Annotated in this window: 7 protein-coding genes; 3 read left to right on the top strand and 4 right to left on the bottom strand. The window is 53.2% G+C overall.

The annotated features are described in order from the left end of the window. Nucleotides 1-70 precede the first annotated feature (70 nt). Complete coding sequence (locus A6X21_RS24660) at nt 71-247, bottom strand: hypothetical protein (RefSeq protein ID WP_165603764.1); 177 nt, start codon at nt 245-247, stop codon at nt 71-73. Nucleotides 248-445: 198 nt separating this feature from the next. Between A6X21_RS24660 and A6X21_RS10810 the strand changes: the two genes are divergently transcribed. From A6X21_RS10810 to A6X21_RS10795, 3 genes are all read left to right on the top strand, one after another. Further along, complete coding sequence (locus A6X21_RS10810; protein WP_068847782.1) at nt 446-850, top strand: HTH domain-containing protein; 405 nt, start codon at nt 446-448, stop codon at nt 848-850. A 433-nt stretch (nt 851-1,283) separates the two neighbouring features. Further along, nucleotides 1,284-1,694, top strand: a complete 411-nt coding sequence (locus A6X21_RS10805; protein WP_131818293.1) for a hypothetical protein — start codon at nt 1,284-1,286, stop codon at nt 1,692-1,694. A 597-nt stretch (nt 1,695-2,291) separates the two neighbouring features. After that, a complete protein-coding gene (locus A6X21_RS10795; protein WP_068847779.1) occupies nt 2,292-4,055 on the top strand; it encodes a recombinase family protein in 1,764 nt (587 codons plus the stop codon). Between the two features lie 70 nt (nt 4,056-4,125). Here the strand turns inward: A6X21_RS10795 and A6X21_RS25540 are convergent, their stop codons facing one another. The 3 genes from A6X21_RS25540 to A6X21_RS10780 form a co-directional block, all read right to left on the bottom strand. Further along, nucleotides 4,126-4,473, bottom strand: a complete 348-nt coding sequence (locus A6X21_RS25540) for a DUF1580 domain-containing protein (protein WP_369009492.1) — start codon at nt 4,471-4,473, stop codon at nt 4,126-4,128. A 2,002-nt stretch (nt 4,474-6,475) separates the two neighbouring features. Then, nucleotides 6,476-6,631: a hypothetical protein gene (locus A6X21_RS24655; RefSeq protein WP_165603762.1), complete on the bottom strand. Its 156-nt coding sequence runs from the start codon at nt 6,629-6,631 to the stop codon at nt 6,476-6,478. 111 nt (nt 6,632-6,742) lie between these two features. After that, on the bottom strand, nt 6,743-7,774 hold the full coding sequence (locus tag A6X21_RS10780; protein ID WP_068847776.1) for a hypothetical protein: 1,032 nt from the start codon (nt 7,772-7,774) through the stop codon (nt 6,743-6,745). Nucleotides 7,775-7,880: the final 106 nt, after the last annotated feature.

The raw sequence follows: 7,880 nt of genomic DNA, 5'->3' as shown, positions 1-7,880 counted from the left end.
TGGCGTGCACATAATCAGCTCATCACCTGCAAGATCGAATGTCCATACGCCCTTGTCCGTCGTAATTGGTTTAATCGCCCTGGCGACGCTCCGGGGCTGCGGCAAACGTGGCCTCAATCGCCACTGCCAAGGCTCCGTTCTCAGCCAAGGCCAAAGACTGCGGACCGAGAAACTGCTTCTGGGTCCATTCATCTTTCAGCACGTGCAGCCCGTCTACAGGCTGGTGTCCGCGAAGCGGGTCCGGCATGGCTTTCCTTCCTTGCTCTGTCGAGGAAAGCGGCGATCTTCCGGAATGGCTGTGCCACCAGTGGGTCACAGTGTCATCAAGAAATAGCGACGACACCGGGCTGCGAGCCAACAAAAGGATGGGTTGTCCCACAGCGGTCACCGCTAACTGCGACTCTCTACGCCAACAACAACTCGTCGAGGGGTGGCGTGGACGCAGATGGCCAAGAAAGAACGATCCGATGCAGACCGCAGGGTCCGCCAGTGCGAAAGACTGGGACGGCTCCTTCGTCTATTGCATCTGATCATGGGCAAAGGCCGGTGGGATGCTGGTACGCTGGCCGAAGAACTCGAATGCTCCCGCCGCACTGTCTACCGGCTGCTTCAAACCCTCTCGCTCGCTGGTGTCCCGTGGTACTTTGATGAGACTGCCCGGTGTTACCGCATCCGACCTGGGTTCAAGTTTCCGGGGTTGGAGCAAGCCGCTCACACCACACCGGAAGTTCCGGTCGCCGCAGCAGAGTTGGAACCCGCGGTCAGAAAGCTGATGTCTGACCTGGACGCATTCGCCGCGTCACTGCACGGGCTGCTGGAAGCCTTGCAAAAGCGGTCCGGCGATCTCTGATTCACTCTGACTTCCGCACCCGCCTGAAAACGCTGTCAAGCGTTCTGCCCCATTTTTTGTCGGGGGGGGGCGAAAATCGCTACAGATCCGACCGGCCGGAGTTGTAGGGATTTTGGGGTCGCCGCAATGACCCGCTCAAGGCAGGCATTTGGGGCCGAATTGTGAAACTAGCCGTATAATCGCGTCATCGGCGTCGTTGTTAAGCCCACTTAGCCACTCCCGCACATGGCTGACGGCATCGAAGAACTAGAGCAGTGTAGCTCTGTCGAACGACTCCGATGCAGAAGCCACATTGGACGAAATCATCCCGGAGGAAGGGTGGTTTACTTTCTTCGCCGCAGCATTTCCAACAGAAGTGGGCGGCAAGGCGATCAGTGTTTCGTTGGTGTGGCTCGACTGCCATAACCTCAGTACGCATGAAAGGGATGATTCCATGACAAAGACATCAGCCGCCCCCAAAGCCGTCAAAAAGTCTGCGAACAAGTCCGTGCAAAAGAAAGTGAAAAAGGCTACCACCGTAGCGGTGAAACGGTCCACGAAACAAGCGGCCAAAGAAGCTCCAAAGGTAGTCAAGCCGGCAGCCGGGAAAAGCACGACCCGCTACATCCGTTACATCCCCAAAGCGATCCCAGCCGGTAAGATTCTGTGCCATAACGGAGCGATGCCTGAGACACCCATCCAGCCACCCGGCATCAATGGCTTCCGTGTTTGGCTTGATGATGAGGCTAAATCCGACGAGTACGGACCATGCAATTGCGGCTGGGGCGGGTTGCCTCACCACATGCCGTTAGGATGGCTGGAATCGCTACCGGAATACGACGCCAGAAAGTTTCCTCGGAAGTGATCACGTCCGTGAGAGGCTCGACAAGAGCTGCGACCAACCTTTGTACGTGAGCTGTCTAACAAGTCCATTTCGTAAACCGCCCCTATCTACGACCACGCCGAGTGCTTCGCAGTCGGAGCTAGATCCCTAAAAAGAGGTGGCTGGGATCGAACCGGTGTTGGCAAAGATACGGGGCCGCTGACTGTTCAGGGACTCGTAGCGAAGGATCCCTCTTCGCCCCTTGACCATCAGCCTTTCCGGTGCATATGGCACCAAAGGCTGATGCATGTCTCGAAAGAAATCGCCGACGACGAAAGCTGGTCGGCCAGATTCAGCTGCTTCGGGTAGAAAGGAAAGCGGTTCAGGCACGAAACCCGTTCGTCGCCGTCGGCTGGCCTGGGAGGTTGAGATGTTCCTCGAGAGCGGTGATGTCGCATCGTCCCCTCATCCACTGGCAGGAATGGGGGCAACTGAACGAATCGAGGCACGCTGGCGAGCAATCGGCCAAGTTCTGGCGGAGATTGCCAAACGCAGATCCGTGTCCGATGAGGAGACTTCTAATCCCCTGATCCGATCGGTGTCCGAATCAGAAGGCCGCATGTGGCAGGAGGTGACGGCATGCAGTTAAAGGCATCGCTGCTTGAGAAGGCAGCCAGGCAAGCACTTCGCATTGTCTGCTATCTGCGAGTCTCTGATCCGGATAGTGCGGTCGAAGGCGACTCAATTCCGGCCCAGAGAAACTATATGCAGCGGATCGTGGATCAGTGGCGTGAAGCCGGTGTTCCAATCGAATCTGTGGACTTCTACGAGGAGATGGGGAAATCCGGCAAGAACCTCAAGCGGCCTGAGTTCCTGCGAATGGAGCAGAGGATTCGTAAGGGGGCCGTTGATGTCGTGCTGGCGTTCAAGATCGACCGGCTGAGCAGGAATACCGACGACTTTCGGGGAATTGAACGCCTGTTGGAGGAGCATGGGGTCGAGCTTCTGCCGATCAACGACATGTACGATCCTTCCAATGCCCAAGGCTGGTTCATGAGCCACATGACCATCGGTCAGGCGGAGTATGAACGTCGCGTCATCGGAGAGCGGACCCGCCTGGCGATGGAATATCGTGCCAAGCAAGGCATGTGGAATGGCGGGTTTCTTTTCGGCTATCGCAAGGATGAGAAAACCGAACGCCTCGTTATCCATCCCGAGGAAGCGGAGATCATTCGAAAGGATATCTACGATACGTTTGAACGCCAAGGATCGGTTGGAAAGGTTCTGGAACACCTCCAGAACCACGGCATCCTGTACCCGAATAAACGGTCATCGAGTGGCGGCGAGCCAGACGAATTCGTTTCCTTTCAGAAACAGAGAATTCGTCGCATCCTCGAAAACGAGGTCTATCTCGGCCATATCATCTGGGGCAACTCGAAACCCAAAGGGCGAAAGTCGGCCAAGGTGGTGCGAACAGAGAATGTTCATGAGCCGATCATCGCGAAAGAACAGTTCGTCCGCGTCCAGCGTCAGTTGAATCAAAACCGCAAAAAGCGGACGAATACACGCTACGCCCGAGGGCGTCAGTCTCCGCTCAAGGGATTGATCCGGTGTGCCTGTGGCTGTCACATGGTCGCCAAAGGGGGCACGGGGCGGAACGAAACCCACCACTACTACGGCTGCACCCGCCGCAATCACGAGGGCAAGGACAGTTGCAACAGTCCGGCCTTTCGGGCGGATGCCCTGGAGACAGCCGTCATCAACCGGCTGAAGAGAATCTCAACCACGCCCGAAGCCCGGCAGAGGATCGCCCAGGAAGCCCTTCGCCATTTGGGTGACGACGCCCAGCGAATCGAACGTGATCTGGGGCTGGTTCGTCAACGCCTCGGCACGGTTCAGGCGGAAATCAACAATCTGACCAAGGCCATCGCCCGGATGGGTGCCGACGCGGCCGAATTGGTTGAGGAGGAACTCGTCCAGAGGAAGCAGGAGCGAGATCAGTTACGGGGACAGGCCGCTGAACTGGAGCGGGAGAAGGCTCCGCGTGACGTGGTGGAAGAGCGTGCAAAACGGTTCGTCGAGCAATGGTCGGACATCGGCCAGTTGCTGGATGACGCTACGCTCGAAGAACAGCGAATCATTCTTCAGCATCTGGTCGAAGTGCTCGAACTGAAGATGGTTGACCACGAGCGGAAGCGAGGAACGTACGTCCTCAAGCTGTTTCCGGAGGTCGGACGGCTGGTCCAAGAGGGACACGCCTCAGCGGGACGTGCCGATGAGTCAGAAAAGACCAAGGAGGCCGGTCTTCCACGAGGGAAAACCGGCTCCGTGTTAACCGAAAAAGGCTTGGTTCGCCAATTTGGTCAAAAAGCTCCCCGACTTGGATTCGAACCAAGAACCTAAAGATTAACAGGCCGATTCGGCCTAAGGGGCTCTCTGCCACTTCATGGCAGGAAACATTAGACCGATGCCTTTAGATTGTCTTTTCGGGTGGAAACTGAAATCGATTGACAAGCTCACTCTGGACATAGAGAACCCGCCATCGTTTCTGACGGTCAAACTCTATGTCGACGCGCGACATATCCAAATGAGGCATGAGATTGTTTGGAGATTCGGGAACACAAGGTTCCATCATCATCCGTACATCGACGAGAGACGACATCCAGCGTCCCCCACATCTCCAGGCATTTAAAAATCTTCCGCGAACTCCTCTTGTCCGCCAGCGATGAAGTGTCCCTAAATGCAAATTCACTCCATAAACTCTCTCAATCTCCTTTTTTAATTCAGAGAATGTCAGTGGGCATCCCAAACTGTCTTCCATCGTTCCCTCCTGGCTCATCACTAATCTGACATGGAATCCGTTTTCGCAAGCTGACGGACCATCTATTGAACCGTCACACTATCTCCTTTTGAGGCAGATCTATCTATTTTACGAGAAGCACTCCATGCGCAATAGCTTTTTTGTTTTCCTGTTCACTTTGTCCTACTTTTCGCATCTTTTCATTGAGCTGTGAACACTTCAAAAGTGCATCATTTACTGCATTTCAACTCAAAACCATGCGTTTTCGAGAAAGAGAATCAGCCGCAGATCAGCGTATCTCGACAATAGAATTTCAACTCAAGAGATGTGGGATCTAACGTAGACGCACGCAAGTTCCATCACTATTTCTGATGTTCTCGGACTCCACACTGCCACCCTGCATTCGACAGCTTACAATTACAGAGCCTGATTCTATTCTCTACGGTAATGCTCCGATCGGTTCTCAACGACTTCTCTGATTGCGTCCCTTACAAGCCCGGCAATGAAATCGCGTCCTGATGCTCTCTAGCACAGACTGCTCATGCTTTGTTTCTCGAAAACAATGTCTGCACGTGAGCAAAGCGATACAGCCAGAGCGATCATTTTCTCACCACGGTGTCGCTCGTGGCTCCCTGATACCCCTAAACCCCAGGAAAGATCTCCGGAGAAGAACCGTTGAGGAATGGGTGCTTAATGAGAATTTTCCAGCCTCAGGTGTTTGGGCTTTGAGCGTTCTTTGAATCATATACTGGAAAAGCGGTGTCAACCTGCCGAGAAGTTACGAGTATTACCTGACAACCTCACCCGCCTTTGATGCTTTGATCTTCAACACGGGCAGCATCTGGGAAATCGACTCCGGATGAGTGATTTCCTTTCGGCATCCCGGCCCGTCACCAAACATGTTATCGGACTTACGCTCACAGGCTTCCCCTGCTCGATCCCAATCGCACCATTGAATGCGAACCTGCACTCTTCAATCGCAGAGCTTTCCGTCAAAGGGACTGACTCGCGAATTCCTGTCGCTCCTAATGATGCCTTTGCCAGAGTCTCCCCACCACAACACGTCTCTCGACTGCGGAGTGACTCGGCTCGGGAAGTTTTCTTGAACTCTATTCTCTCTGATCCGCAAATGCTCCCAGAAAGAGGTCTTCTTCGAATTCCCGACCCTTCACGCGACTCGTTCCCCGGGAGATTGAACTCCACTTCTGGCCCATACTGTACGGAGAATCTCACCCGATACTCCAGATGATAATCTCTCTATTTATCAGACACTTCTCGGAATGACGTTTCGAACCACTTTGTCGTCTCGGTAAGAGGCTGTTTTTCTTGCCTCTCAGTGGCTTTGATAACGACCTCTAAAACACGAATAACACTCCTTTAATATTAAAGGAGTGTTATTCCTCGATTTATCAGCATTCTGACACACAGAGAACAGATCCGTTTATCAATCTCTGAGACTCCTGATCGTACGTCGTTCCACGCGAGCTTTTTCCGGAAAGGTCAGGTGGGGCCAGTGTTTTCTCTCAGTTAATGAGTTTGAGCTTTTTCTCCTCCATCAGAAACGAGATTCATCACACGAGTGCTTTCCTGGGAAGTGAAAGATATTGGCCCTTGGTTTTCAGGTCGAAACGTTTTGAACTGGACAGAACATCTGCCTATGGTGACCCATTGGCGACTCAGTCACCGATCGCAATAAATGGTCCGCAACAAGACTACACTTTTTGGTTCGCGACGTTCGAAGACTCATTCCGCAGGTCTGGTTCCCCGCAGAATTTTGTCTCTGAGAAGTCACTTCGGAAATCCATCCGTCTTCTGTGCAGAATCTGGCGGCACCCAACGCCGTTGATGACTTATAACGGCGGGTGATGCGATGCAGATGCAGGCTGCGTAAGAGAAGTGACCCATCGGGAGAGCCTGAGTTACAAGACTCAAGCACCACTCGGGATACTGGCTGTCGCGACTGAAAAGTCTGCTGGAACTGCGCGAAGCACGTCAGAAACTCTACCGTTGGTCTCCTGCAGCCTCACAGCGGGTACTTCTGAGAAGTCTCAAGGACAACCAAGAGATCCCAGAGAGTCTGGCCCACTGCTGAAAACAGTGTCGAACAAGGCTTCGAAAACTGAATACCGCCGGAAAGGGAGTAAGAAGTCGCGGCCATGGCCACATCAACGGCAGCCATTTCCCGCTCCTCCCTGAAACCCCTGGCAAAAGCCCAACGTAAACCCGCTCAATCCCTGCTAAAAATCATGAACGGCGTTGCGTGGCATTTGCCCTGATGCTGTGTTGTTTTTCAGAAGGTCCATTCTGGATTGTCAAATTTGGATCGAAGCTCGCCGTAGTGCGAATGCACGTTGAACGGATAACGAGAACCAACACACAAATGTCGCGGATCTCTCTTCAGCCGATAAAGGGCTGCCAGGTTGGGTGCGAAGCGTTTTGCCAACAAGTTACGTCGAAACTGACAGACCTTGCCGACATAACGCGCCAGAACTTTCTTAGAAAAAAAGTCGTAATTCTTCAAATACATGCGGTCATTATTCGGCAGCTTCATCTCAACGTCAGAAGGATAAAACAACAGGTAACGACGCTCGCCCACCCAACTGCCGGTTAAACGATCCGGGCATTCTTTATGGCGCGTATTGCTGGATTCCACAGGGTATAACGTACACCAGGTCATTGCGGCTGTAGGGTGTCCTGGACGCATGCGCAAGCGATAAGGGCGCTGCAGCAGTTCGAAATCAAAAGTTTCTGCCGCTTTCTTCGCGGTGACACCGTCATAACGGAAATCTTCCTGATAATAAGCTAGCACACCCTTTTTGCGATTCGGCAGTCTTGCTGCCCACAGCCCATAACTGCGAAGAGCAGACGCAAGACAGCAGTACGGGCAAAACCATTTCTGATGGCAACTGAACTGCTGCAAGGCCCGACGGCGTCCCGGCGGAGAACAATGATAGCGGTCGAGAAACACCTGACCGGTAAATTCCGGATCGATTTTCTGAATGTCGTAGAGTCGCCGAGCCTGATACATCCCGGCAGATGCCAACTTATGGCGGACACGCAAGCGCTTGAAGTCATACTGCAGATAGGCATCGCACAATCGCCAGATCTCGTCGAGTACGCCATAAGCCACAGTGGCCAATTCCTTTTGAAGATAACTGGCAGGATATGGATTTCTAAACCCGTATCGACCCCAGGATGTCTGCAACTCGTTCTCAATCTTTCGTTTTCTGGGAACTATCGGCGGCAGCGGTTTCTCCACAACCGTCCAGTCCAATTCGTCGACATCGTCGTCAGAATCAAACCACGGTTTGTCACTTTCCATCGCTAAATTCACCTCTCAAAAACAGAAACGGAAGAAACGTTTCGCTGGTTCTTCGGCGCAATAAATATCCGGCAGAACCAAGTTATTAAGGACGCAAGCTTGAAGG

It is taken from the genome of Planctopirus hydrillae (assembly GCF_001707835.1).
Taxonomy (GTDB): Bacteria; Planctomycetota; Planctomycetia; order Planctomycetales; family Planctomycetaceae; genus Planctopirus; species Planctopirus hydrillae.
This window is presented reverse-complemented; position numbering and strand designations above follow the sequence as displayed.